The following is a 23,862-nucleotide window of genomic DNA, read 5'->3' as shown; positions in this document are numbered from 1 at the left end:
GGTTTAGCCTTTTGCGAAATCTTCATAGTCCGCTTCAACCGCTTGTTTCAAGCAATCGAGCACATCAGGTTTAGCACTTACCACTCTATTCCAACTAGGAATGAACGGCGTTTCCATTGGATTATCTAAAAAGGAATTCCCCGCTTTCATTATATTTTCAGCAAAAAGTTCCACGGCACGCTCTTCAGAATCAATGTCTAAATTTAGACCGTTCATTACTGCATCATTGTGGTAGGTTTCGATAAAATCTAAGGCGATCCTGAAGTAAGTGGCCTTAATGGTTCTGAAGGTCTCAGTGTTAAACACCGTGCCTTGTGTAGCCAGTTTTCTAAACAGTGCCTTGGTGATATCAATCGACATTTTCGACAAACCGCCTTGATCGTTTGTCAAAGACAGGTCTTGATGTTTATGGTCATATATATGCGCAATATCCGCTTGGCACAGGCGATTATGTGAATAGTTACGATGCATTTCCGATAGCACGCCAATCTCCAGCCCCCAGTCGCTTGGGATTCGAATATCGTTAAGTACATCACGCCTAAAGGAAAATTCGCCCGCAAGTGGATAACGGAAGCTGTCCATAAATTCAAGGTAGTCGTTGTGACCTACAGCATGTTTGAGCGCGCGAAGTAGGGGAGTAACTAACAAACGCGATACGCGACCATTGATTTTTCCATCTGCAACGCGGGCGTAAAAACCCTTACAGAATTCATAATTAAACTGAGGATTCGCAACGGGATAAATTAAACGTGCAAGAAGAGAGCGCTCATAAGTTAGTATGTCACAGTCGTGCAGTGCAACACTCTCTACTTTATTAGATGCAAGCACGTAACCCATGCAGTACCAAACGTTGCGACCTTTTCCTAACTCTTTTGGCGCAAGCCCCAAAGATTGTAATTCTTCGTCAAGGGCTTTTAATCGAGGGCCATCGTTCCACAATATTCGATGATGCTGTGGGAGTTTGGAGAAAAACCGAAGCGCGTGTTGGTATTGCTCTTTATCTGCTCTGTCTAGTCCGATCACAATTTCGCTTAAGTAAGGCACTTTGCAAATATTGTCGATAATGTGAGGAAGCGCTTTACCCTCTAATTCAGAAAACAAAGACGGTAAAATTAGCCCCATCGGGCGACGATTTGAGAACTTCAGCAGTTCTCCCTCTAAGTCATCAATGGAGCGAGACTCAAGGTTGTGTAGGGTGGTAATAATCCCGTTTTGATAAAAATCAGCCATTAAAGCGTTCCTTGTAATGTTTGATGACTTTTGTAATTGAAGTGGTCCAGTAAGACGTCAATGGTTTCGTGCCAACCATGAGGACCAAACTTTGTGCTATCGATAATAATATTGTTGCTTTCTAACTTCGGAAGCGGGTTGACGGGAGAGGCTATTCGAATGGCAATATCGGCGGCTTCAAGCATAGCTGCATCATTTTGTCCATCACCTAAGGCCACGCAGGCAAAAGCGCTTCCTCCGTTTTGTCTCTCATATTCTTTGCTAAGCCAAGTAAGCGCTTTGCCCTTATTGCTTTCGCCGCAGATATGCAGGAAGCGTCCGCCCAATAACGGAGAAGCACCGTGTTTTCTGGCATCCTCAATAAAGGCCTTTCGGCTTTCGTCGCTGCCTTTCCATAATAACGGTTCACCGAACATGCGTTTTGACGCTAACTCAGCTCCTGCCTCATCCAAGCCGGTCACTTCGCAAATGCGCTTTATTGTCATTTTAGAGAATGATTCAAACTCACCATGATATTTCGCGGCGAGTTTCTCAATAACAGCCAGCCAGTGAGAACGTTTGGATGCGAAAGTTTTAACCCAATAGCCGTTTTGCCACTCACTTCCTTTTGGCTTTGTGTCGAAGGTGTTTTTGGGTATGAACACGGCAGCACCGTTTTCAATAATAAAGGGGGTATGAAGTGACAATTGCTCCCGTATTTTCTCAACTTCAAGCATGGTTTTACTCGTGTTCAAGACAATCGGAATATTCTGTTTTTTCAAGGTGTCTAATGAGGGTAAGGCAGCGTCGAAGGAATAATCATGATGGTCAAGCAATGTGCCATCTAAATCGGAAAATACTAGTAATTTTGCTGCACTATAACTGGATAACTCTGCGCTTAATGGCGCATTGACTTCAGATGACATGTGTACTCGCTTAGATGACTCGTCTATTTGTTTTGACGACATTCAATGATACTTCTATGTTCATTAAGTTCAAAGACCTCATGGCAGATGGGCGTTAACGCTTGTAATCCGTGAACGGTTATTCGTTCGTAGTGCTGGATGAAGTCTTCTATTTCAGATTTTGACATGCCGCCGGCAGGTATACCCCTAGCGATATTTTTGTTTTGCATCTTTTCTTCTTGTTCACAGCGCCAATTGAAAATGTGAGAAAATGATGGCGCTTTCAACATGATTAGATAGTCTATCTGCTTAAAGATTGCTTGATATTCATGGTTTAACTTATCGTTGATAAAATGCCGCCAAATGCCATTTTCGTCGTGCTCTAGCTCAAGAGAATTAATGGGTCTTTGTAAGTTGCTTTCTGCTTGAGCCGGCGTACCCACGCACCAGCCTTCTAAAATGATGATATCCATCGGATGGCTGACGCGCTGCCAAAGCGCTTTATCAGCGCGATCATCGATGGCTTTGTCAAAGCGTGGCACAAGTGTATCACAACCGTACATCAGGTCAGATAAGCAGTGCTGGATTAAATCTGTGTCATGGGTGCCGGGCACGCCGCGCGTTTTGAGTAATGGATGAATGGAGTGAGATAAAGACTGTCGCTCTGCCTTGGTGAGATAAAAATCATCCAGCGACATGCAGATCGCGTTTAGCTGATGAACCTTGCTCATTATCTTAACTAATAGGGCAGATAACGTACTCTTGCCACTTCCTTGTGCACCATTGATGCCCACAAAAAGAGGCTTTTTTGCACCTTGTTGGTGCAAAGCGTGACGTTTCAGGATCCTCTCTGTTAGTGGGAAGTACCATTGGTGAGCTTGGGCAACAAACGTCTTTGGCAAAGCTTCTTCAATGACAAAGGCCTCTAAGCAAGCTTGTGCATCAATATTGTTCATCAAATATTGCGTGTTCCTTTAGCTTGGTCGGCGTGTATTTTTATCAAGTGCCGACCGATTGTTTTGTTAAGAACATCACATATCGTGCCATCCTTGAGTGAAATCACTCAAAGCGCTATTTATTGGCTATAAACGTTGCACGCCGAGGAGCGCTATATCCCTCAACCGTTATGCTACTATCCTGCGGATTTAGGAAGTCGGCCAGCGAATGATTTTCCATCCATTGAGTTGAACGCTGTTCTTCCAGCGAAGTTATATTGTCATCTACTACCTGCACATTCCTATAGCCTACTTTTTCTAGCCATAAAATCATTGCTGGTATACTGGGTAAGAAATACACGTTGCGCATTTGTGCGTAGCGATCTTTAGGCATTAAAACGGTGCTTTCATCTCCTTCAAGAACGAGCGTTTCAAGCACTAGTTCACCGCCTTTTACAAGTTGATGCTTTAGCTGTTTTAAAAATAATAGCGGGTCTGGACGATGATAGAATACGCCCATAGAAAACACAGTGTCAAAGGCTTGCGTTGCGGGTATCTCTTCAATCCCTACAGGTAAAAAATGAATATTACGTGATTGTGCGAAACGCTTTATGCAATGAAACTGATAAAAAAATAATACCGTTGGGTCTATGCCCACAACTTGCTGAGCACCTTGTTCATGCATTCTAAACAAGTGATAACCGCTCCCGCAGCCTACATCCAAAACGCGCCGCCCCTGCAAATTGCTAAGGTGAGGTAGTATTCGATTCCATTTCCAGTCTGAGCGCCATTCAGTATCCACGAACACTTCAAAAAACTGAAAGGGTCCTTTGCGCCACGGCATAAATTGCTTAAGAATACTGTTTAAATGCGCAAGCTCTTTATCAGAAGATTGTTTCTGGCGAGATACGCTTAGGGTGTCTGCAACGCTAAAGGTCGTTTCTTCAGGTTTTGGTAAGGCGTCAAGTTGCTTTTCCCATTTTTTGGCGTGTGCATGTATTTTGCTGCCGTCCCAGTCCTGAATTAATGAACTAAGCTGAGACAAAGACTTTTGTAGCGGCGTGCCTAAAATAGATGCATAAAACTCTGTTTTCCAATCGTATAGCATCTTATTTGACCGCACACATTGATAGAAAGTTAAAGTGCCGATACCACACCGTGCTTGCCAGAAAACCCGCAGTTCGCAAACGCTGGGAGTGTGTTTCTATATCATCCAACACCATAACATTTTCGAGCGCCGAGCGTTTTTGGCTAATTTCTAGCTCAGAGTAGCCATTGCTTTTTTTGAAGTCATGATGCAAATCCACTAGCATTGCATCGAGCATTTTGTTTTGCTCGCGCACTTTTTCAGACATAATGAGTTTACCGCCAGGTTTGAGAGCCTCGTAAAGTCGGTCAACTAGCGCCTGTCTTTTGTCTCTATCTATAAACTGTAGGGTGAAGTTAATCACTATCATGTCACAAGGCTCAAACGATAATTGGGTGACGTCCGCTTGTTGAACACTAATGTGGGAATCGAATTTAAATGCGCCAATGTGTTGTGAACAGCGTTCAACCATAGCCTCTGAGTTATCCACCGCAAAAACGTTAAGGGCTTTGCCTTGACAGTGCTTGGCGATTGACAGGCTTACCGCTCCCAGAGAGCAGCCCAAATCGTATACTGTTGCGCCTGACGATAAGGTACGGCTGCTGATTTTACCAATACCATCGACAATGATTTGATAGCCAGGCACAGAACGATTGATCATATCTGGAAAGACATCGACCACCGCTTGATTGAATGCAAAGGGTGATAAGTCTGATTGATTGGATGAATATAGCGTGTCGACCGCAGTTTTCGGCGATGAATTAGTCATTTCTTATACTTTTGTTTTTATATTTTCGCATGATTGCTTTTATACTTCCGTTAGATTGATTCTATACTTTCGTATAAGGGCTTAGCGATTCTCAATGTCCTATGCTAACGCTCAATTTAACTCTGCTCAATGATTTAATGCACCTTGTTGTCGCACTGTACTAGAATTAAGAGTAAAGCGGATTATTTAGGCGTTTTGACGTCGAGTCACGTACTTAAACTTTATTGCAGATTGAAAAGCGCCAGCTTTGATTAATTCCATGCGGGAGAGAAGTTAGCGGTGTGGTTTCCGATAAAGCTTTTATTCTGCCAAGCCTAATTGAGATATGTTACATGCAAAGCGATACGCCTTTAATAGATTTGCACCGTCATCTTGACGGGAGCGTTCGAGTTTCAACTATTTTGGATTTAGCTAAGCAATACAATATCGCCTTGCCTGCAAGCAGCTTATCCGAACTAGAGCGCTGCGTTTATGTACAAGATAGAAGTGCAGATTTACTCGATTTTCTTAAAAAGTTAGATTATGGCGTGTCTGTGCTAGCGAGCTTGGACGCCTGTGAGCGTATCGCATACGAAAGTGTCGAAGACGCCTATCAAGAAGGTCTGTCATATGTTGAACTGCGATTTTCCCCATATTACATGGCTCAAAGCCATGCTCTTGATATGTCTGAGCTTGTTGCAGCCGTCATCAGCGGTGTATCAAACGCCTGTGTCGACTTTGACATTCAAAGTTCGCTTATTGGCATTTTAAGCCGAACGTTTGGCGAAGCATGCTGCGATGCAGAGCTTGAAGCATTAATGGCGCATCATTCCCACATTGAAGCCTTGGATTTGGCGGGCGATGAACTCAACTTTCCTGCTGCGCGATTCACTGATCACTTTGCTAAAGCAAGAGCTAAAACCAACTGGAGGTATACTATCCATGCAGGTGAGGCGGATGGTGCAAGCAGTGTTTGGGACGCAATTAAGCTTCTTCACGCAAGCAGGATAGGGCATGGCGTAAGGGCAATTGAAGATCCAAAGTTAATGGATTACCTGGCACAGCATAATATTGGCATTGAAAGCTGCCTAAGTTCTAACTATCAAACCGGCACTTGGGTCGATACCCCCTCGCATCCCCTCAAACGCTTTCTTGAGCATGGTATCCAAGCGTGCTTAAACACCGATGATCCCGGAGTATCGAATATCACTCTAAAAGATGAATTTGATTTAGCCCAAAATGTGCTTGGTTTAACGCAATCCCAATGCGAACAGCTAAAACTAAATGCGAAGAAGCAAGCGTTTAAGGTTCTCTGATCTAGCTTGTTGACATAAAATTAAGCTTGTTACATGGCTATTCCACAGGCTTAGTCGAATAACACCCATAAAAAAAGCGCCATTACTTATGGCGCTTTTGATACTCTGTGCAAGTTTACGCAGCTTTCGCAGTCTTCTTGCGTGAAGCGGTTCGCTTCTTGACATTTTTACTAGTAGACATCAGTAGCTCTTGAGGGTCGAAGTCGTCTACATTGATGGTACGTAAACGCCCAGCTTCGGCTTCTTTGAGCAACTCTGCATCATCTTCGCTTATGATTTTTGCAGTAAGCGCTCTTTCTGCGAGTTTATCAAGTTGCGTCATCGGTAGTTTTTCACCCAAATCTTTGCATATTTTATCAAAAATGGGTTCTACCTTTATGATGGTTTCAAGCGTTTGCTCTAAGTCACCAAATAAACTTCCTTCAACTCGAGCTAAATATTGACCTTCACCGATGCGGTCGCGAGCGCTGCACGGGTTTTGCAACATATGTGCAATTTGATGCTCGATTTCATCATTAGCTTTATCAAAGCGTTTGCCAAATGGTTGTACGAAAGCACGCAACATCCACGCCACCGGCTTCACAGGGAAGTTACGAATGAAATCGTCAATGGCGATATCAATTTGACTTAAGCTATCTTGCATTGCCCAATGCACAAAGGGCAAATCTTCAATGAGTCGGCCTTGCTCGTCGTATCGTTTGAGCACGGCACTTGCTAAATAGAGGTGACTTAACACATCGCCTAAGCGAGCAGACAAGCGCTCTCTGCGTTTAAGCGACCCACCTAATACGCCCATGCTAATGTCGGTTAAGAAGGCGAGATTTGCAGAATATCCTTGAAGCGCGCGATAATAGCGTGCAGTGCTATCTGCCACAGGTGCGCTGCTCAGTCTATTTCCACTTACACTAAACCACAGTGAGCGCAAAGTGTTACCAAAAGCGAAACCAATATGGCCCCAAACGGCTTTATCAAAAGCATCCAGTTGCTCTTTTTTATCTTCAACTTGGGCTGCGTATATCTCGTCCAATACATATGGATGACAGCGCATTGCGCCTTGTCCGAAGATCATCATATTACGCGTTAAGATATTTGCACCCTCTACCGTAATGGAAATGGGCGTGCCTTGATATGCGCGGCCTAGGTAGTTTGTGGGGCCTAAACATATTCCTTTACCGCCGTGAACGTCCATTGAATCATTTACCGCGGTACGCATTTTTTCGGTCAAATGATATTTACATATGGCTGAAATGACGGAGGGCTTCTGACCTAAATCGACGCCAGCGGTAGATAGCGACGTAACTGCGTCCATTAAGTACGCGTTTCCGCCGATTCGAGCCAGCATTTCTTCAACGCCTTCCATTTGACCAATTGGCAGTCTAAATTGACGGCGAATACGCGCATATGCGCCGGTTGCCATTGCCAACTGTTTAGCGCCGCCTGCAGCCGAAGAAGGCAAGGTGATGCAACGTCCCACTGAAAGACATTCCATTAGCATACGCCAACCTTTACCCGCCATTTGTTCACCACCAATAATGTAGCTTAGCGGCACAAATACATCTTCACCTTTTACCGGGCCATTGTGGAAGGGAACATTTAACGGAAAATGACGACGACCAATCTGCAACCCTTCGGTTTCGCGAGGAATAAGTGCGCAGGTAATACCTAAATCTTCCTGCTCACCCAGCAATCCGTCCGGATCATGTAGCTTAAATGCAAGCCCAACGACAGTGGCAACTGGCGCCAGTGTGATGTAGCGCTTAGAAAAGGTGAGCGACATGCCAAGGACTTCTTTACCATTGAACATGCCTTTTTTCACAATGCCTTTGTCAGGAATCGCGCCTGCATCCGATCCTGCTTCAGGACTGGTAAGGGCAAAACATGGAATTTCATCCCCAGCTGCTAATCTTGGCAAATAATAGTCCTGCTGGTCTTTAGTGCCGTAATGCTGCAAGAGTTCGCCGGGTCCAAGGGAATTCGGTACGCCCACTGTGCTCGATAATACGGCACTAACGCCAGCAAGCTTTTGTAAAACGCGTGACTGCGCATAGGCAGAATATTCTAAGCCGCCATATTTCTTTTCGATGATCATTGCAAAGAATTTGTGTTCTTTCAGATAATCCCAAATCTCTTGCGGTAAATCGGCATCCACATGATTAATTTGCCATTCATCGACCATTCCACACACGGTCTCGCATGGACCGTCAAGGAACGCTTGTTCTTCCTCTGTTAATTTCGGTTTAGCAATAGCATGCAGTTTCTGCCAGTCTGGTTTACCGCTAAACAACTCACCATCCCACCACACTGTGCCTGCATCAATGGCTTCTTGTTCGGTCTGCGACATTTCGGGAGATACTTTCTTATAAAAAGCCAGTAATTTCGTAGAAATAATGTCTTTGCGAATTGGCTCATAAGCCAAAGGAACTGCAATAATGGCAAATAATAACCAGCTAAAAAAACCTAATGAACCCACAATAGTCGCTAAGGCAAGGGCAGCACCTACCGCGATCAAACTTGTGTTCAAAGGCATGCTTTTGTATGTCACTACACCGACTGCGGCAAGGACAAAAAGAAACCATAATAAATCGGACATAAAATCTCCAAAGGTCAGACCAGACAATAACACTCAAACACTATTATTATTGCCGCAAAAATTCAAGCTTTTGCCCATAAATAGGGACAGTTATCCTCTTAAGCTCATTTACACTCTACTCTAAAGTGAATACGTAAGCTGTGCTTAGAGGTTTTATTGATTTAAGTGATAATTATCACCTCATTAGATTGTATTAAGCATTACAAGTGAGGTAAGCATGATACCTACGATAAACGAAAGTAAATGGCAGCATTGGATGAATCAATCTAGAAGTAGCTGTTTCAAACACGTTGGCTGAGTCTCTCTGCTAGAGGTCAACAATCCTTAGTCAGTAGAAAAGGTCTTAAGCTTTATGTCGCCTTGTTCTTTGCCGCTCTTGAATTGTTGCAATCGCACTAAAGAATAGTCTAAATCAGGCGCAAACCAAGCATAGGTCACGCGTTTGTTGGTCTCTCGATTAATCTTGACTTTAACCGCTTCCATTTCACCAAATGGTAAAGAAACATTTTCGATTTCTTGTACCTGGAGGTTGTAGTGGCGTCGTTCACCGCGGTAATTAATGAAGTAGTAATCGAAATTTGATTTCTCGGTTTTAAGCTGCTGCGATAAATCATATCTGAACAGTTGATTATCAAGTTCATCATTCCAGTCGTAGCGCATTTCGTTGTCAACCAGTATGCGTTTGTTTTGCTTATCGAAACTGACACTTAGATTTTTGTTAGGTCCAGTTCCCTCTCTTTTATATTCATAACTGTGGGGAACGAGCGCATCATCTTCAACCGAAAAAACACTTTGTTCATATCGACGATCGGACAAGAAAAACTTGGACACCTTCGATTGGTAACTAAGTTCGTAGCGCTCATCTTCGAGTTGCCTTAAGCTTAGACGAGCTTCGCCAACATCTTTGCCGTCATAGTAGGCAACAAAATGTGATTCAAAAGGGCGAATGTCAGAAAGTGCGGGGAAGGAGGCGATGAGCAGAAAAGCTGAAATACTGAGAAACGATGCAATGCAGCGCTCTTGAACAGAGCGTGCTAACGCAATATTTGCTGGTTGGTAGCTAGTGTTCATACAACATTCCACATTTTGGCAGCATTTGGTCGTTTAGCCATACACGTCCATCACGCACGCTTAGCTCATCGTTACAAAACCACTTTATCACGCTTGGGTAAATTTGCCATTCCAACTTTGCAACACGTGCGGCCAGAGTGTCAACCGTGTCATCATCGTTTATAAACAGTCTGGCACTTACGACAATGGGGCCGCCGTCAAGTTCAGCTGTGACAAAATGAACGCTGGCGCCGTGTTCACCATCCCCATTATCTAAGGCGCGCTGGTGCGTGTTTAGGCCTCTGTATTTCGGTAAAATGGAGGGGTGAATGTTCAGTAGTTTGCCGTCAAATTGGTTGACAAACTCCGCTGATAAGATGCGCATAAACCCAGCTAGCACAACCAAATCAGCTTGATAATTGATGATTCGCTTAGCTAATACACGATCATATTCTTCACGACTATCATATGTACTATGCGGCAGTGCTACTGCATCAATGCCCGCTTTTTTGGCTCTGACCAATGCGTAAGCATTGCTTTTATTTGCAATTACCGCACATACGTTGGCCTTAATTTCACCTATTGCGCAGGCATCAATAATGGCCTGTGCATTGCTCCCGTTCCCAGAAACGAGAATGACAATACGTTTAGTCATCCTGGTGAATTAGCACGCTTTGCCCGCTCGAATCAGTGGGCTTTATTTCACCAATTACCCATGCTTCTTCGCCAAGCTCATTTAAAAGCTTCACACACTGGTGGGCAATTTCATCCTCAAGCACAAGCACTAAACCCACACCACAGTTGAATGTACGGTACATTTCATGGGTTTCCACGTTACCTTGGGACTGCAAAAAGGAAAAAATTTCAGGCCATTTCCAAGAGCTGCCGTTAATATGTGCGCTTAAACCTTCAGGCAGTACCCTAGGAATGTTTTCCCAAAACCCACCGCCGGTAATATGTGATATCGCATTAACAGGGTATTGTTCAAGTAAGTTCAAAACTGACTTAACATAAATGCGTGTCGGCTCAAGTAGGTAATCACCTAAAGTTTTGTTTGCAAAAGACTGTTTTAAGTCTAAGTTAGCTCTTTCAATGATCTTGCGGATCAGGCTGTAACCATTCGAGTGAGGGCCAGATGACGCAAGTGCGACTATTTTGTTTCCAGCCTTTACTTCGCTGCCGTCTATGACTTTTTCCGCTTCAACCACGCCCACGCAAAAGCCTGCCACGTCATAATCGTTGCCTTCGTACATCCCAGGCATTTCCGCCGTTTCACCACCAATTAAGGCGCAACCCGACATCTCGCAGCCTTTTCCGATACTGCTAACCACTTCGGCGGCAGTATCAACGTCTAATTTTCCAGTGGCATAATAATCGAGAAAGAACAGCGGCTCTGCGCCTTGTACGATTAAATCATTCACGCACATGGCGACCAGATCGATTCCTATGCCAGCATGCTGGTTTAAATCTAAGGCGAGTCGAAGCTTTGTACCAACACCGTCAGTGCCTGAGACCAATAGCGGATTTTTGTATTTGCTGGGCAGTGAACACAGCGCGCCGAAGCCACCTAGACCACCTTTTACTTCTGGACGGGCAGTGCGTTTGCTAACAGATTTGATGCGTTCAACTAAGCGGTTACCTGCATCAATGTCTACGCCAGCATCTTTATAGCTTAATGGGGCTTGTTTGTTGTCCAAAGGTGAGTCCTTAACGATAAATAGCAAATGGGGAGGAGAAAATTTACCCTGCGAATGTTACCAGTATGGAATCGACATTTGTAGTAATTTAAAGATGCATTGAAGGCATAAATATCAGACAATACAACATTCGAAAGATGAAACTGGAGTAGATATCTTGCTAATAGCCCGCTTTATGATGTTGACGATCCTCGTGTTTGTTGGCATGAATGCGCAAGCCAGTTCCGTCGCTGACATCAATCTCGGTCGGGTTATGATTGAAGAGCAATCGATGTCGGCACAGCGACAAGCTGGCAGGGATGCAATGCGACAAGTGTTTACCAAACTTAGCGGCATGCCATCAAGCGCCGAAGCACCTGCCATTCGCGCCGCCATAAATAATTTTGAGCGATATTTGATTTCAAGCTCATATCTTACCTTAAACGACCAGTTGTTTTTTGAAGCGCGATTTAATGAAGACGCCTTAATATCACTGCTGCGCAACGAAGGCTTATCAATCTGGCCTAATTTAAGACCCAGTGCCATGCTTTGGATAAGCTATGAGGGAGAAGGCCATATCGGTGCGACTGGAAGCGTTAGCAATCAGGGCTTTTCAGATAAGGCAAATAACGCCGATTCGACCGGAACTAATAACGACCCTAGGGGCACGTTTGATTTAGAAAGTGGTAAGGATGACTCCCAAACCAATAGCTTGGCTGAAGGCTGGCTGAACCAAAATAATGCGTTTGAGTTTTCCCAAAGTCTCGCACAAGCAAGCTTTGCGCGTGGTGTAAATGTCAATTTACCGCTGGGGGATTTAATTGATTCTATGGCGATAAATGAGTTTGACTTAAAGTCGCAAAACATTCGAAAGTTTTTGCTGCAGTCGACGCGATACAACGTAGAATATGTCATCAGCGCTGTTATCAAGCCAATAACTGAGAAGGATCGCGCGCAATATAATCAAGAGCGTGAGTTTCTGGCGCAACAAGCGGCTTTGGAGAAATTGTTACTGAATGAGCAATCACGCGATCGATTGCCCGGCGATGGTGAGCAGCAAGCCTCCGCTGAAGCCGAGTTAAAGCAAGTCCCTGGGGACGAGGATAAGTTTTCGCTTGAAATCGTCAGCAGCAATGGCAGTGAAGTGAGTGTTCAAAGACACTATTTACCCACAGTTGATGGCTTAGCGGAGTATATAGTCAATCTATATGCCGATAATTTGGTGCAGCAATACGCGGTAGACGCAGTTTCTTTAGCAAGTGAAACTGCGGGGGTTTTGCAACTGCAAGGGATACAATCGATTACTGATTACAATCAAGCCTTAGCTTTGCTTGAGGAAATGCCGCAAGTAAGCGAACTCAGCTTAAGATCCTTGGAGGGTAAAACAGCCTATTTTTCCGTAGGTTTAAAAGGTGATATTGATAGCTTTATATCCTTAATATCATTAGATGATCGCGTCTCAGTGCCGCCCGTGTCTTCGAACTTTTCACAAGACAGTTATATTCCCTTACTTTGGAAGCAACCCTAGCAGCTCAGCCTTTATGAAACACAAGCAGCTTTTGTTAGCCGTCAACGACAAACAAGATTATAAGTTCGACAACTATTTGTTAGCGAAGAATGGCGCGGTAGTGGACCACCTAACACGAATTACTAAGACGGTAAGTAGTCCAGAGTCTTTCTCTTTTGGACTGAGTTTTGTTCATGGTGGAAGTGGAGTCGGAAAAACGCATTTACTCTTAGCATCCCTTGAAGCGCTTCAAGTACACAGCGAAGGACTATATTTGGACTTTCAACAAGTGCTAAATATGCCACCTGAGGTAATGGATGGTGTGGTTGGAACTCGTTTGCTTTGCCTAGACAATATTGATTGCATAGCTAGCTCACATGCTTGGCAAGAAAAAGTTTTTGACATCATCAACCAATGCACTGAAAACGGTGAATCCCATATCATTGTTAGTAGCTCCAAGCCTGTCAATTTGTGTGACTTTAGTTTACAAGACTTATCATCGCGTTTGATCTGGGGAACCACCTACGCTATCAAAGAGCTGAATGAGGCTCAAAAACAAGCGGCGCTTCGAATGCATTTTGAGCAACGTGGAATTCATATTCAAGATGATACATTGAGCTTTTTGATGAAACGCTGTCAGCGCGACATGCACAAACTTATGAGCATACTAGATGAACTAGATAAGCTCTCGCTAGCCGAGCAGCGCAAAATCACGATCCCATTTGTAAAACAAGCGCTCTCTATTTGAACAGGAACCGGGTTGTTTAGCTCAGCGCATTTGGCTTATTGCTTCAGTTCAGGTCTTCCATCATGCGGTCTTCTTTGGTCTTTTGCCGCTTGCTCTAGGCGACGTTTTTTGACTGCAAAAGGGTTCTCATCCAAGCTTGGCAAGGACGGGTCTGTTGTTTGCGGCGCAGAAACTGGCGAAATGTCGATGTTTTCAAACCAACCGCTGCCAGGTGTCATTGATACTGGAGCAGGCAATGCAGTCTGCAATGCACTCACATCTCCTAATTCCGGGTATACACGCTCCACTGCGAAAGCCGCGCGTTGAGTGAGTTTTGGATCACTGATTCGATTTCGTTGCCCCCAGGTCACGGTAAAGTCTTGTGCGCTTTCCCCGTCAATAATGGCAACGTCGGCTTGTGCACCCAGTCGATGCAGCATGAAAAAACGTTCAGCAAGGGTGGCAAAATCTTCCCTTATGGTGAAGTAGGCATAGTAGGACGGGGCACGGTCGGGTGCAAAAAAGCTTTCTATGTCTGTTCCGTCATAGTTTTTTTGCTGCTCTGTGGCCGCTTGCCCACCAAAACTTACGCCAGCAAGTGCATGCATTTGTGACGAACGAAGTGGATATCGTGTATCCAAAATATCAGAATTTGCACCGTTGCTTTGGAAAAAAGACAGTGGCGTGCTGTCACCTCTGATATTCTGCCATGCGGATGGCGGGAAAAAATCATTTGCATGAGCGAGTTCATGATACATCAGCCAAGATATGCTAGCCTCTAAATCGCTAAAGCTTCGGCTTTCCCGCTGAGACTTTTCATAGCGACCGGATGGGTAGTAGTCATTATTTTTTGTGTAGCGCCAAAAGACCGAGAATCCTAATTCATTACCAAAATCACTTCTAAAGTCAGGCTGGTCATTTAAGGTGTCGCGCTCTTGTGGGCTGCGCCAAAAATTGTTGGCATCAAGATATATTGCACCCGTCGCGGCCCAATAAAAAGATGGGCGTACATCGTAGGATATGACTACCGCAGTTACCGCCCTTAATAATCGCTGCATGTCCTGACCCGCAATAGAATTTCTTAAATACTCCTCAAAACGCTCGCCCATCCACTGATGCGATACCAGTGTTCTATCTAAAATGTCGTCTATGCTTGGGTTGATAAACTCAGTGCCCAGCAGGGGAAGTCTATCGAAGTTGCAATTGGGCCGAGAGGGAATGACATTACTGTAAACGCACTGTTCGATTGCGTCTTTATAAGGTGAGTTACTGCGGTATGCATGCATATCTTGGGTAATAACAAAGCCATTTGAGTAAAACAAACCGTTTAAATCAAAATCTGTGTCGTTGATACTGATAAACGCATCATCCGTGGCTTGGCTCCCGTCAGTGAAGCTGACTTCTACTTCAACCTGCACAAGCTCGTCTTTAGACACAACAGGCGCATCGAAAAAGAAAAAGTCTGACTGCGATTGAGGATTAACAATTTCTGGGCCAGATATCTGACGCCATGTTATTTGTGATACCGTTTTGTCATCAGGTAAAGAGGCATGCAGCGACACCTTCGCTTGCTCAGTTGCGCTATGATCAAGTCGCACACTTACTTGTGGAGAATTGGAGGAGACTGCATCGTTCACGCTTAATTCTACGTTCAAATTCTCTACCTGCGAGCCACTAGCGGTGCGAACGTTTACACTAAAGCTATATTCTCCTGAGTCAGGCACGTCAAAACCAATCGCTTTAGAATTGCTTGCCAAAAGGTCTGTTGCAGGCCCCGCAGTTTGTGTCCAGTCGATAATTAGCGCTTCTTGCACTTTACTTGTGAGCGCAAAGCCAACAGCATCTCCTTGCTGAGCTTGTGTCTGACCATATAAGTTGACTAAATCTCCTTCTATTATCGGCGCGACGGTTGACACAGGCGGCGTTGGACTAGGTTGACCTGGATTTGGTGAAATAGGTGAGGGTGAGTCGATATTAGTGTCTGAGTCTGAACCATCGCAGCCGCTCAAAATAAATGCACACGTTAGCAACAATAAAGCGGATTTGACGCACTCAAGCACGCTCATCGTTTCGCTATTTTTGTTCATGCTTACCTTCAAAAAACTGCTTTTCATCTTCCATCACCTTACTGAGCTTGGGGAGTGACGTGCCGAGCTCTTGACCTCTCAACCTTGCATAAACGCTGCAACCTGTGAACATGCCGGTCGCGAGCAGCAACTCCAATGAAGCATGCCACAAATATGCAGGTTCTGCATAAATCACAGTAATACCATGTAAAAAGTAGAGCAGTACAATAAAGCATGCCCATGCATGGGTGTAGGGTTTACCTTGCACAATACCTTTTAGCGGGAATAATAAGGGCGAAATGTAGACTAATAAAATGAATATAATCGAATAATCCGCTTTAGTATCAAGTGCTAAATACCAAACACTCATCCATGCTAGTAACGCAAGGTGGCTGATAAGGGCCAGATATCGATAATTTCGAACTTTCACTGACATGGGCGTTTGTGTCGCTGAATGAGCCATCTATTGTTTACCTATTTTTGTTAGCAAACTGGCCTAAACGGTAACCTGCTGCTTTGGCCAAGTCGCTTTCATCGGCACTTAAGCCTGAAAACTTATCGTTAGATACGCAGCTTGCACCATAAGGGGTGCCGCCGCTCGAAGTTGAGTGCAGTTTCGCTTCGCTATATGGCAAGCCAAGTATACACATGCCATGGTGCATTAACGGTAGGATCATAGAAAGTAGGGTGCTTTCTTGCCCGCCGTGCATGCTTGACGATGAAGTAAAAACGGTCGCTGGTTTATCGACGAGTGCCCCTTTAAGCCAGATATCGGTAAGGCTATCGATAAAGTACTTAAGTGATGAAGCCATATTGCCAAAGTGGGTTGGACTTCCTAAGGCAAGACCATCGCAGTCAATCAAGTCCTGTTTTGTGACAAATAAATACCCATCTTCAGGTATTTCACTGATAGTTTCATCCAGACGATCGGTCACCCGAGGCACCGTTCTAATGAGGACCTCACAGTTTGCCTTTTCTGCACCCGATGCGATTTGTTCTGCAAGCGCCTGAGTAGCGCCATGATTGGAGTAAAATAAGACTAATACCGTCGCCCGTTTTTCGCTTGAATCATTTACCATGTTTTTATTTCATCCATATAGGTTTTGACGCTTACGCTAAAATTTCAGCGATGTTTTCTAGTGGACGCCCTATAGCTGCTTTTTCATTAAGTTCGTAGATTGGTCTTTCTAGGAGTTTAGGATATTTAGTGAGGGCATCTAATATCGCCTCGTCGCTTGCGTTTTTAGTCAATCCCGCTTCTTTAAATTCCTTTTCTTGCGGTCGAATCATTTGCATTGCGCTGTCTATAGGCAACTTAGTGTACACTCGCTGATAATCTTCACGGCTTGGCGGAGTTTTTAGATACTCAATGATGGCAAAGTCTATGTCTTGCGACTGCAAGAGTTTTAAAGCATCTCGTGATTTTGAGCATCGAGGGTTGTGATACAGAGTGGCTTTGTGCATTATTTTACCTCTAGTGAATATTAGGGCCTGTTGATCTTTGCTGTATGATTTTGCAGCAAAGATCAACAGACCCTAGATTATAACTAATTGCCTATCAGTTCGTTAGCGCTTGATTGAATGAAAGCTCAGAAATAAGGTACGTATGAAAAAATCTACTTCTATCGCGATATACTGCTTGCTGTTGTGCACTGCTGTCATGGCAGGTGCGTTCGTTTATCAAGCGTCTCAAAGCGATTTCGTCACCTTAGACGGTACATCGCATAAGCATGCGGACTACCTTGGCAAGCATGTTATCGTGAATTATTTTGCTGAGTGGTGCGCCCCTTGTTTAAAAGAAGTCCCCGAACTTTCTGAATTCAATCGTATCAAGGGCGACGACGCCGTCTTGTTTGCTGTTAGTTACGATAATTTAAGCGATGAGGAACTAAGAGAATTAAAGCAAAAGTATAATATGGAATTTCCCTTAATCGCATCACTAAATACACCATTTCCCTTCGAACGTCCGCAATATTTGCCAGCCACCTACATCATCAATCCAGACGGCACCTTAAAAGGTCAACTGTTCGGTGAGCAAAGCGCACAAGCACTAATTGAAGCCATTGAGCATAACAGGCCCTAATTCGCTATTTGCGAGTATTTTCAAAAAGTAAAATCAATTATAAACTAAGCCGCTGTGCGTTAGCTTGCGCCGCACGCAATTGTGAAATTCGCCCCATTATGCGCTGCTTTTCAAGATTGTCATCCTTCGCGTAATTATATGCAAACTGTAGCTCATCAATTGCAAGGGGGTAGGCTGAAATTAAGGCATAGATTTCTGCTTGTGATTTATGTGCTTCCTTTTTCTGCTGAGAACGCTCGTATGCTTCATTCAATAACTGATATGAAATCAAGTTTTCATTATCAACCAGAATGAGGTCACGCAGAATATCAATTGCGTTTTCAAAATCGCCGGACTTCAAATAACTGTTTGCCAAATTAAGCGCTAGCACTTTATTTTGCGGCTTGTGCTGCCACAAAGGCTTGAGCAAATTAATCGCTGCAGAATACTGTTGTTGTTCAAGGAAAACGTCAGTTTTTAAATCCAAATAGAACATGTTTTCCGGATCTTTCGATATCAACGACTCCATCACACGTTGTGCTTCTTCGTATTGCTCCAGCTCAAATAAGGTTAAGGCATAACCATACTGAGCGGCGGTTTGCGTTACGCCCTGGAATTGATTCATTTGTCCTTTGAATAAGCCCAAATTACGCTCTGGCGTGCTCATATAACGTGCTTGTATTCGTGCGCGTGCAAGATGAAATTGTAGGCTGGCTGGTAAGTTAACATCCCCGTAAGCTCTTGCACGTGTGATAGTTTCCGCAACTCGGTCTTGTGGGAGTGGGTGAGTTTGTAAAAAGGCTAATTGAGTGCTGCGTCCACTCATCTGCTCGGCAAGACGGCCGAAGAACGCAGGTGCACCGCGCGGGTCGAATCCAGCACGATAGAGTATGTTTATACCAATGTTGTCTGCTTCTTGCTCGTTATTGCGGGTAAAATTAATATTGGACTGCTGGCTACCGGCAAGCGAGGCCGAAACGGCCGCCATTCCTGCTCTAGGATCAGCCATTGCCACTAATAGTGAGCCGATCATACTGGCTATTTGTAATGGCGCTGAGCGTTGCTGTGACTGCATACGGCGCGCTAAATGTCTCTGAGTAACGTGAGCGACCTCATGCGCGAGAACAGAAGCGAGTTCGCTCTCTGTTTGGGCCTGCGCAATGAGTCCGGTATGTACACCTATGTGGCCGCCATAAAATGCGAAAGCGTTAAGTACCGGGTTGTTGATCATAAAAAAGGTAAAGGGAAATTTGGTGTTATCGGCGTGCACAACCAGGCGATTGCCAATATCCTGAATGTACTCTTGCAATACCGGGTCGTGCACCAAGGGCGCTTGCCCTCTAAGTTGCTTCATAATCGCATCGCCAATGACTTTTTCTTTGTCAATGGTTATCGCATCAGATGCAACTACGCCTATCTCGGGCAGTTGATTTCGACTACCATTTACTTGAGAGTAAGCACTGAGTGAAAGTATTGAGCATACGCCCGCCACACTAATACAAAGGGCAATTTTACGAAAAGGGCTCAAAGACATTGGATTTCGAATCATATTCCACATATAAATTAAATACTTAAATACGACCAATGAAGGTCATGTAAGTTTCACCTTGTCATGATACAGTGTGTCGAAAATAGGGTGCAATGCATTAATCAGTACACTTTACAACAATCTAAGCAAGTTCGACACTGCTATTAAGTCGTCGAATTTACCGGCTTTTATTCGTTAGTCACTATTCAAATATGAGGAAAGCATGAATATGTTAGGAGTTTTGGGCAATTGGTATAAGCGGAAGTTTTCCGACCCTAATGCCTTAATGCTATTGCTGTTAATCATTTTTTCATGCGCCATATTGTATCTGTTTGGCGGCATTTTAATGCCCGTTATCGTTGCCATAGTTATAGCTTATCTGTTAGACGTCCCCGTAACGAAGTTTGAAACCATGGGCGTTAGACGTTCACTTGCTACCAGCTTCACTTTGATTGTCTTTTTATTCGTTTGCTTTGTGATTTCGGTTGCGCTTGTTCCCATTATTTCTCAGCAAAGTGTCAATTTAATCAGGGAAATTCCGGTTATTTGGGAATCCGCGCAGGTTTGGCTAAACACACTGCCTGAAAAGTATCCGAACGTAGTCGAAGTAAGTTACATACAGTCGATGATGTCTGGTGTGAATGAACGCGTGATGACTATTGGAGAACAAGTGCTTTCTGCGTCAGTAAGCTCATTGGGAAACCTTGCAGCGCTGCTGATTTACATCATTCTCGTGCCACTTATGGTCTTTTTTATGCTCAGTGATAAACGCCTTTTTATGCAAAGTATCTCTGCGATTTTGCCAAATGAGCGTTTGTTGATCACGCAAGTGGGTGAGGAGATGAATCTACAAATTGCCAATTACATTCGTGGTAAAGTCATCGAAATTGTCATTGTTGGCGCAGTCACTTGCGTAGCATTTAGCATCTTGGATTTACGTTTTGCCATTTTACTGGGCGTGTTTGTTGGATTTTCAGTACTCATTCCATACATCGGTGCAGCAGTAGTCACTATTCCGGTCGCCATTGTGGCTTTGTTCCAGTTTGGATTCAGCGCAGATTTTGGTTATGTCATGTTGGTGTATTTTATTATTCAAGCGCTGGATGGCAACTTGCTGGTGCCGCTGTTGTTTTCTGAGGCAGTGAGTCTTCATCCCTTATACATTATCGTCGCAGTGCTGCTATTTGGTGGGCTGTGGGGGTTTTGGGGAGTATTTTTTGCGATACCGCTAGCCACTTTAGTAAAAGCGCTAATTAGCGCTTGGTCGACGCCGAAAAAACCAGGCCAAAACGAAAGCGCCGCGGTCTAACTAAGCTGAATCCAGTTTAAGAAACGGCGCTCAGACGCGGCATGATAAATAAAGCTTTTGTTCTATAGAGCATCTAGAAGGGTTTGATGATGCTCTTTGGTCTTAAATTTGTTTAGCACCTGACTGACCTTTCCATGTTTGTCGATAATAAACGTGATTCGATGAATCCCGTCATACTCTTTGCCCATAAATTTTTTCAGCCCCCATACACCGAAATCTTCTGCTACTTTATGGTCGGGGTCTGACAATAAAGTGAAGTTAAGGTTTTCTTTGTCTGCGAATTTTCTTAAACGAGCCACTGGATCGGGGCTTATCCCAAATACCACTGCACCTTTATCTTTGAGTGCTTGGTTGCTATCTCTCAGCCCCTGTGCTTGCACTGTGCATCCCGGCGTCATGGCTTTAGGATAAAAATATACAACGACTGTTTGCCCGCTGTAATCAGATAAATTCACGGTCTCGTCGTCTTGGTTTTGCAGGGAAAAAGACGGAGCAGAATCACCAGCTTTCAATGTATTCATTATCTTCCTTATTTATTTGATGACTGATTTGTCCAGAAAGTCCGTAGTTGCTCAGACTTTGCTTAAGCTTTCTATCAAATTTGACCAAATCTAGATCAGCCGGCGCCGACAAAATCATTTTGCCCTCCACATAACATACATCGTCTTTCTGTGTGATTTTTTGTCGCATTGCATTGACTGACACATTCTCGCCAGCTAACACGCTAGTGATTTGCTGAATAATGCCGCTTCTGTCTCGGCCAGAGAACTTCAAAGTGATCAACTGCTCAATATTTTGCTTAATATGCCCGCTGGTGCGTTTCATCATGCATAAGAGCTCGTGCTCAACACAAAAGCTCGACAGGGATACCTCTAAGCGAGTTATCTCGTTCTCAGTACCATTGATGATCATCGTAATAGAAAAGTCTTGCCCATATATGGCATGGCGAGAATCAAGGATGTTGCAATTACTTTCACGTATTTTGCTGGCGATTAGGCTTAAAATACCAAGTTTGTCAGCGCCTAACACGTTGACAATTAACTGAGTTTTCATCACGTCTTATATCCTAGGATGTTCGCTCTCGCATGTTTATCGGCAATATAAGGTTTTCTGCTTGTTTTTGCTAGTCGAGAACACTACTATTGCGACTCGTTTTTAAGGGGGGCAGATGTTCAAAGGAAGTTACGTTGCGCTGGTAACACCCATGTTACCAAATGGAGATATAGATAGAGACAGTTTGCAAGAGTTGGTTCAGTGGCACGTTGAATCTGGCACTCACGGAATTGTCGCGGTAGGCACAACTGGCGAATCAGCCACGCTTCCCATGGACGAACATATTGATGTTGTCGCTCAAGTTGTCGAGTATGCCCAAGGGCAAGTAAAAGTGATTGCTGGCAGTGGCGCAAACGCAACAGACGAAGCGATATTTCTCAGCCAAGAAATGGCGAAGTTAAATATTGACGGCTTTTTAAGCGTCGTTCCTTATTACAATAAACCTCAGCAGCGTGGCATGATTGCCCATTTTGAAGCGGTAGCGAGCGCGACAGACTTACCAGTTCTATTGTACAATGTACCCTCGCGTACAGTTGCCGACATGCTCACCGATACCGTAGCGCAGCTTGCCAAGCATCCAAATATTGTCGGCCTAAAAGACGCCACTGGTGACTTATCGCGACTTACAGAGACTAAATCCGCAGTTGACAGTGATTTCGTCTGTTTAAGCGGAGACGATTCGACAGGCTGTCGGTTTATGTGTGAAGGTGGGGATGGCGTTATTTCGGTAAGTGCCAATATTGTCCCCGAACAAATGTCGCAAATGTGTGAGCACGCGCTAAAACACGAGTTTGATGATGCTAAACGCATCGATGCGTCGATTTACGAATTACATCAGGAATTGTTTATTGAGCCCAATCCAGTGATGCCCAAGTGGGCGCTATTTAAAATGGGAAAAATGCAGGATGCGGGTTTACGGCTGCCTATGGTAAAGCCTGAACTAAACAGCCAAAAAATAATCGAACAAAGGTTAGTAAAATTAGGATTAATAGAAGCGTAATGAAAAACTTCAGTCTCTTCTCGCTATTTGCGATGATTGTTTTGTCTGGATGCACCAGTTCTGAAAGCAGAAAGCAAGCTTCCGGTAATTTCGAATATCTCGAAGTTGAACAAGCCGAATTGCTTAAAGTGCCAGAAGACTTAAAGCGTCCGCCGTCGTCTAATCGATATGAGCTTCCCGAGATTTCAACTCCTCATGACATAAAAGGCCCTGAAGTACTGGTGCACTCCCCGCGTCTTGTTTTGCCTTTAGTAAGCGGCTCACGCGTCGAGGAGGGCTCTGAAAAAGCAACGGTAAAATTTGACCAAGTCAACGATAATGAAGCTATCGATAAAACGATTTGGGATACGGTACTAAAGTACTTAGAATTGAGGAATATTGCGGTTGAGTCTTTCGATCGAGAAAAAAACGAGCTGGTCACAGACTGGGTAATCAGCCGATACGAGACCGATGAAAGCTGGTACGAATTTGGCGGTGATGTGATTGAAAAAGCTCGAAAGTTTAAGCTTAGTATTGAGCTTGAGCCACACGGTCGCACTGCAGCATTAAGTGTTGAGAAAATTGCGTATATTGATGAAAACGGTGAGTCGCAGCTGGCTAACGTAACGCCGTTTGAATTGCGAGAGAATGAAGTTAACTTCTTAAATTATATTATTGCTGAATATGATTTTGGTATTCGTTTAGAACAAAGTCAGCGCATTGCCCTGATACGAGAAGGCTTTAAATCTGAGCTTGGCTTCAATCCTGACGGTGACCCGGCGTTTGTAGTAGACGCACGATACGAGAACGCTTGGCCTCGATTGCAGTTAGTTCTTCGCAAAATGGGGTTTGATGTGATTGACCTCGACCAGTCGTCAGGTTTGATGTTTTTAAAATACAGCGGCCCAGATGAGTCATGGTGGTCGGGACTGTTCTCGGACGATGGACTTGATTTAGAAAAGGTCAACTATCGTTTGTTGGTAGAGCCGGTAGGCCCCAAAACCGCAGTGACGTTTAAAGATAGCGACAACGAGCCATTCGAAGTTAATGCAGTAACCGATTTGTTCAGCGTTTTTGCTGACTATATGGCAGAAGAAAATCTAGATATTTAGAAT

Annotated in this window: 23 protein-coding genes; 7 read left to right on the top strand and 16 right to left on the bottom strand. The window is 44.2% G+C overall.

Annotated features, from left to right (window positions below; translation table 11 throughout):
• Window positions 1–3: 3 nt before the first annotated feature.
• From PN836_RS03240 to cmoA, 5 genes are all read right to left on the bottom strand, one after another.
• On the bottom strand, window positions 4–1,230 hold the full coding sequence (locus PN836_RS03240) for a glycosyl transferase (protein WP_395343418.1): 1,227 nt from the start codon (window positions 1,228–1,230) through the stop codon (window positions 4–6).
• Window positions 1,230–2,177, bottom strand: coding sequence for an HAD-IIB family hydrolase (locus tag PN836_RS03235; RefSeq protein WP_395343415.1), 948 nt, complete (start codon window positions 2,175–2,177; stop codon window positions 1,230–1,232). The genes PN836_RS03240 and PN836_RS03235 overlap by 1 nt, the downstream gene beginning before the upstream one ends.
• On the bottom strand, window positions 2,159–3,070 hold the full coding sequence (locus tag PN836_RS03230) for a kinase (protein ID WP_395343412.1): 912 nt from the start codon (window positions 3,068–3,070) through the stop codon (window positions 2,159–2,161). The genes PN836_RS03235 and PN836_RS03230 overlap by 19 nt, the downstream gene beginning before the upstream one ends.
• Before the next feature lie 115 nt (window positions 3,071–3,185).
• On the bottom strand, window positions 3,186–4,157 hold the full coding sequence (cmoB, locus tag PN836_RS03225; protein ID WP_395343410.1) for a tRNA 5-methoxyuridine(34)/uridine 5-oxyacetic acid(34) synthase CmoB: 972 nt from the start codon (window positions 4,155–4,157) through the stop codon (window positions 3,186–3,188).
• Between the two features lies 1 nt (window position 4,158).
• Window positions 4,159–4,905, bottom strand: coding sequence for a carboxy-S-adenosyl-L-methionine synthase CmoA (gene cmoA, locus PN836_RS03220; protein WP_395343408.1), 747 nt, complete (start codon window positions 4,903–4,905; stop codon window positions 4,159–4,161).
• A 332-nt stretch (window positions 4,906–5,237) separates the two neighbouring features.
• On the opposite strand from cmoA, the gene add reads away from it, so the two are divergent.
• Entirely contained in the window at window positions 5,238–6,200 is a 963-nt protein-coding gene (add, locus tag PN836_RS03215) for an adenosine deaminase (RefSeq protein WP_395343405.1), read from the top strand.
• A gap of 115 nt (window positions 6,201–6,315) precedes the next feature.
• Here add and fadE read toward each other — a convergent pair whose 3' ends face one another.
• The 4 genes from fadE to purM all read right to left on the bottom strand — a co-directional run bounded on the left by fadE (window position 6,316) and on the right by purM (window position 11,537).
• The gene (gene fadE / locus PN836_RS03210; protein ID WP_395343402.1) at window positions 6,316–8,790 is read right to left on the bottom strand and encodes an acyl-CoA dehydrogenase FadE; all 2,475 of its coding nucleotides are present in this window, start codon (window positions 8,788–8,790) and stop codon (window positions 6,316–6,318) included.
• Between the two features lie 324 nt (window positions 8,791–9,114).
• Window positions 9,115–9,861: a DUF3108 domain-containing protein gene (locus tag PN836_RS03205; RefSeq protein WP_395343400.1), complete on the bottom strand. Its 747-nt coding sequence runs from the start codon at window positions 9,859–9,861 to the stop codon at window positions 9,115–9,117.
• Window positions 9,851–10,495, bottom strand: coding sequence for a phosphoribosylglycinamide formyltransferase (gene purN, locus PN836_RS03200; RefSeq protein WP_395343399.1), 645 nt, complete (start codon window positions 10,493–10,495; stop codon window positions 9,851–9,853). Before purN ends, PN836_RS03205 begins: the two co-directional genes overlap by 11 nt.
• Window positions 10,488–11,537: a phosphoribosylformylglycinamidine cyclo-ligase gene (gene purM, locus PN836_RS03195; RefSeq protein WP_395343397.1), complete on the bottom strand. Its 1,050-nt coding sequence runs from the start codon at window positions 11,535–11,537 to the stop codon at window positions 10,488–10,490. Before purM ends, purN begins: the two co-directional genes overlap by 8 nt.
• Before the next feature lie 175 nt (window positions 11,538–11,712).
• Between purM and PN836_RS03190 the strand changes: the two genes are divergently transcribed.
• Complete coding sequence (locus PN836_RS03190) at window positions 11,713–13,044, top strand: DUF2066 domain-containing protein (RefSeq protein WP_395343395.1); 1,332 nt, start codon at window positions 11,713–11,715, stop codon at window positions 13,042–13,044.
• A 13-nt stretch (window positions 13,045–13,057) separates the two neighbouring features.
• Complete coding sequence (hda, locus tag PN836_RS03185; protein ID WP_395343392.1) at window positions 13,058–13,771, top strand: DnaA regulatory inactivator Hda; 714 nt, start codon at window positions 13,058–13,060, stop codon at window positions 13,769–13,771.
• Between the two features lie 35 nt (window positions 13,772–13,806).
• Here hda and PN836_RS03180 read toward each other — a convergent pair whose 3' ends face one another.
• Genes PN836_RS03180 through arsC form a run of 4 tightly spaced genes read right to left on the bottom strand, consistent with a single transcriptional unit; the run spans window position 13,807 to window position 17,280 of the window.
• Window positions 13,807–15,864: a hypothetical protein gene (locus PN836_RS03180; RefSeq protein ID WP_395343389.1), complete on the bottom strand. Its 2,058-nt coding sequence runs from the start codon at window positions 15,862–15,864 to the stop codon at window positions 13,807–13,809.
• Window positions 15,824–16,279 (bottom strand): DUF2069 domain-containing protein, encoded by a 456-nt coding sequence (locus PN836_RS03175; protein ID WP_395343387.1) that lies wholly within the window; start codon window positions 16,277–16,279, stop codon window positions 15,824–15,826. The genes PN836_RS03180 and PN836_RS03175 overlap by 41 nt, the downstream gene beginning before the upstream one ends.
• Before the next feature lie 7 nt (window positions 16,280–16,286).
• Window positions 16,287–16,895 carry an NAD(P)H:quinone oxidoreductase gene (wrbA, locus tag PN836_RS03170; RefSeq protein WP_395343384.1) on the bottom strand — a complete coding sequence of 203 codons (609 nt, stop codon included), beginning with the start codon at window positions 16,893–16,895 and terminating at the stop codon, window positions 16,287–16,289.
• A 31-nt stretch (window positions 16,896–16,926) separates the two neighbouring features.
• Entirely contained in the window at window positions 16,927–17,280 is a 354-nt protein-coding gene (gene arsC, locus PN836_RS03165; protein ID WP_395343381.1) for an arsenate reductase (glutaredoxin), read from the bottom strand.
• A gap of 142 nt (window positions 17,281–17,422) precedes the next feature.
• Here arsC and PN836_RS03160 point away from each other — a divergent pair, with 142 nt between their 5' ends.
• Window positions 17,423–17,899: a TlpA family protein disulfide reductase gene (locus PN836_RS03160; RefSeq protein ID WP_395343378.1), complete on the top strand. Its 477-nt coding sequence runs from the start codon at window positions 17,423–17,425 to the stop codon at window positions 17,897–17,899.
• A gap of 37 nt (window positions 17,900–17,936) precedes the next feature.
• On the opposite strand, the gene PN836_RS03155 is transcribed toward PN836_RS03160, so the two are convergent.
• Window positions 17,937–19,412, bottom strand: a complete 1,476-nt coding sequence (locus PN836_RS03155; protein ID WP_395343375.1) for a M48 family metalloprotease — start codon at window positions 19,410–19,412, stop codon at window positions 17,937–17,939.
• Between the two features lie 223 nt (window positions 19,413–19,635).
• Here PN836_RS03155 and PN836_RS03150 point away from each other — a divergent pair, with 223 nt between their 5' ends.
• Window positions 19,636–20,715: an AI-2E family transporter gene (locus tag PN836_RS03150; protein WP_395345436.1), complete on the top strand. Its 1,080-nt coding sequence runs from the start codon at window positions 19,636–19,638 to the stop codon at window positions 20,713–20,715.
• Between the two features lie 62 nt (window positions 20,716–20,777).
• Here the strand turns inward: PN836_RS03150 and bcp are convergent, their stop codons facing one another.
• Window positions 20,778–21,236: a thioredoxin-dependent thiol peroxidase gene (gene bcp / locus PN836_RS03145; RefSeq protein WP_395343372.1), complete on the bottom strand. Its 459-nt coding sequence runs from the start codon at window positions 21,234–21,236 to the stop codon at window positions 20,778–20,780.
• Window positions 21,214–21,768 carry a glycine cleavage system protein R gene (locus PN836_RS03140; protein ID WP_395343369.1) on the bottom strand — a complete coding sequence of 185 codons (555 nt, stop codon included), beginning with the start codon at window positions 21,766–21,768 and terminating at the stop codon, window positions 21,214–21,216. The genes bcp and PN836_RS03140 overlap by 23 nt, the downstream gene beginning before the upstream one ends.
• 115 nt (window positions 21,769–21,883) lie before the next feature.
• Here PN836_RS03140 and dapA point away from each other — a divergent pair, with 115 nt between their 5' ends.
• The gene (gene dapA, locus PN836_RS03135; RefSeq protein WP_395343367.1) at window positions 21,884–22,768 is read left to right on the top strand and encodes a 4-hydroxy-tetrahydrodipicolinate synthase; all 885 of its coding nucleotides are present in this window, start codon (window positions 21,884–21,886) and stop codon (window positions 22,766–22,768) included.
• Window positions 22,768–23,859 carry an outer membrane protein assembly factor BamC gene (gene bamC, locus PN836_RS03130; protein ID WP_395343364.1) on the top strand — a complete coding sequence of 364 codons (1,092 nt, stop codon included), beginning with the start codon at window positions 22,768–22,770 and terminating at the stop codon, window positions 23,857–23,859. The genes dapA and bamC overlap by 1 nt, the downstream gene beginning before the upstream one ends.
• Window positions 23,860–23,862 lie beyond the last annotated feature (3 nt).

The sequence above is a fragment of the Ningiella algicola genome (genome assembly GCF_028401415.2).
GTDB lineage: Bacteria > Pseudomonadota > Gammaproteobacteria > Enterobacterales > Alteromonadaceae > Glaciecola.
This window is presented reverse-complemented; position numbering and strand designations above follow the sequence as displayed.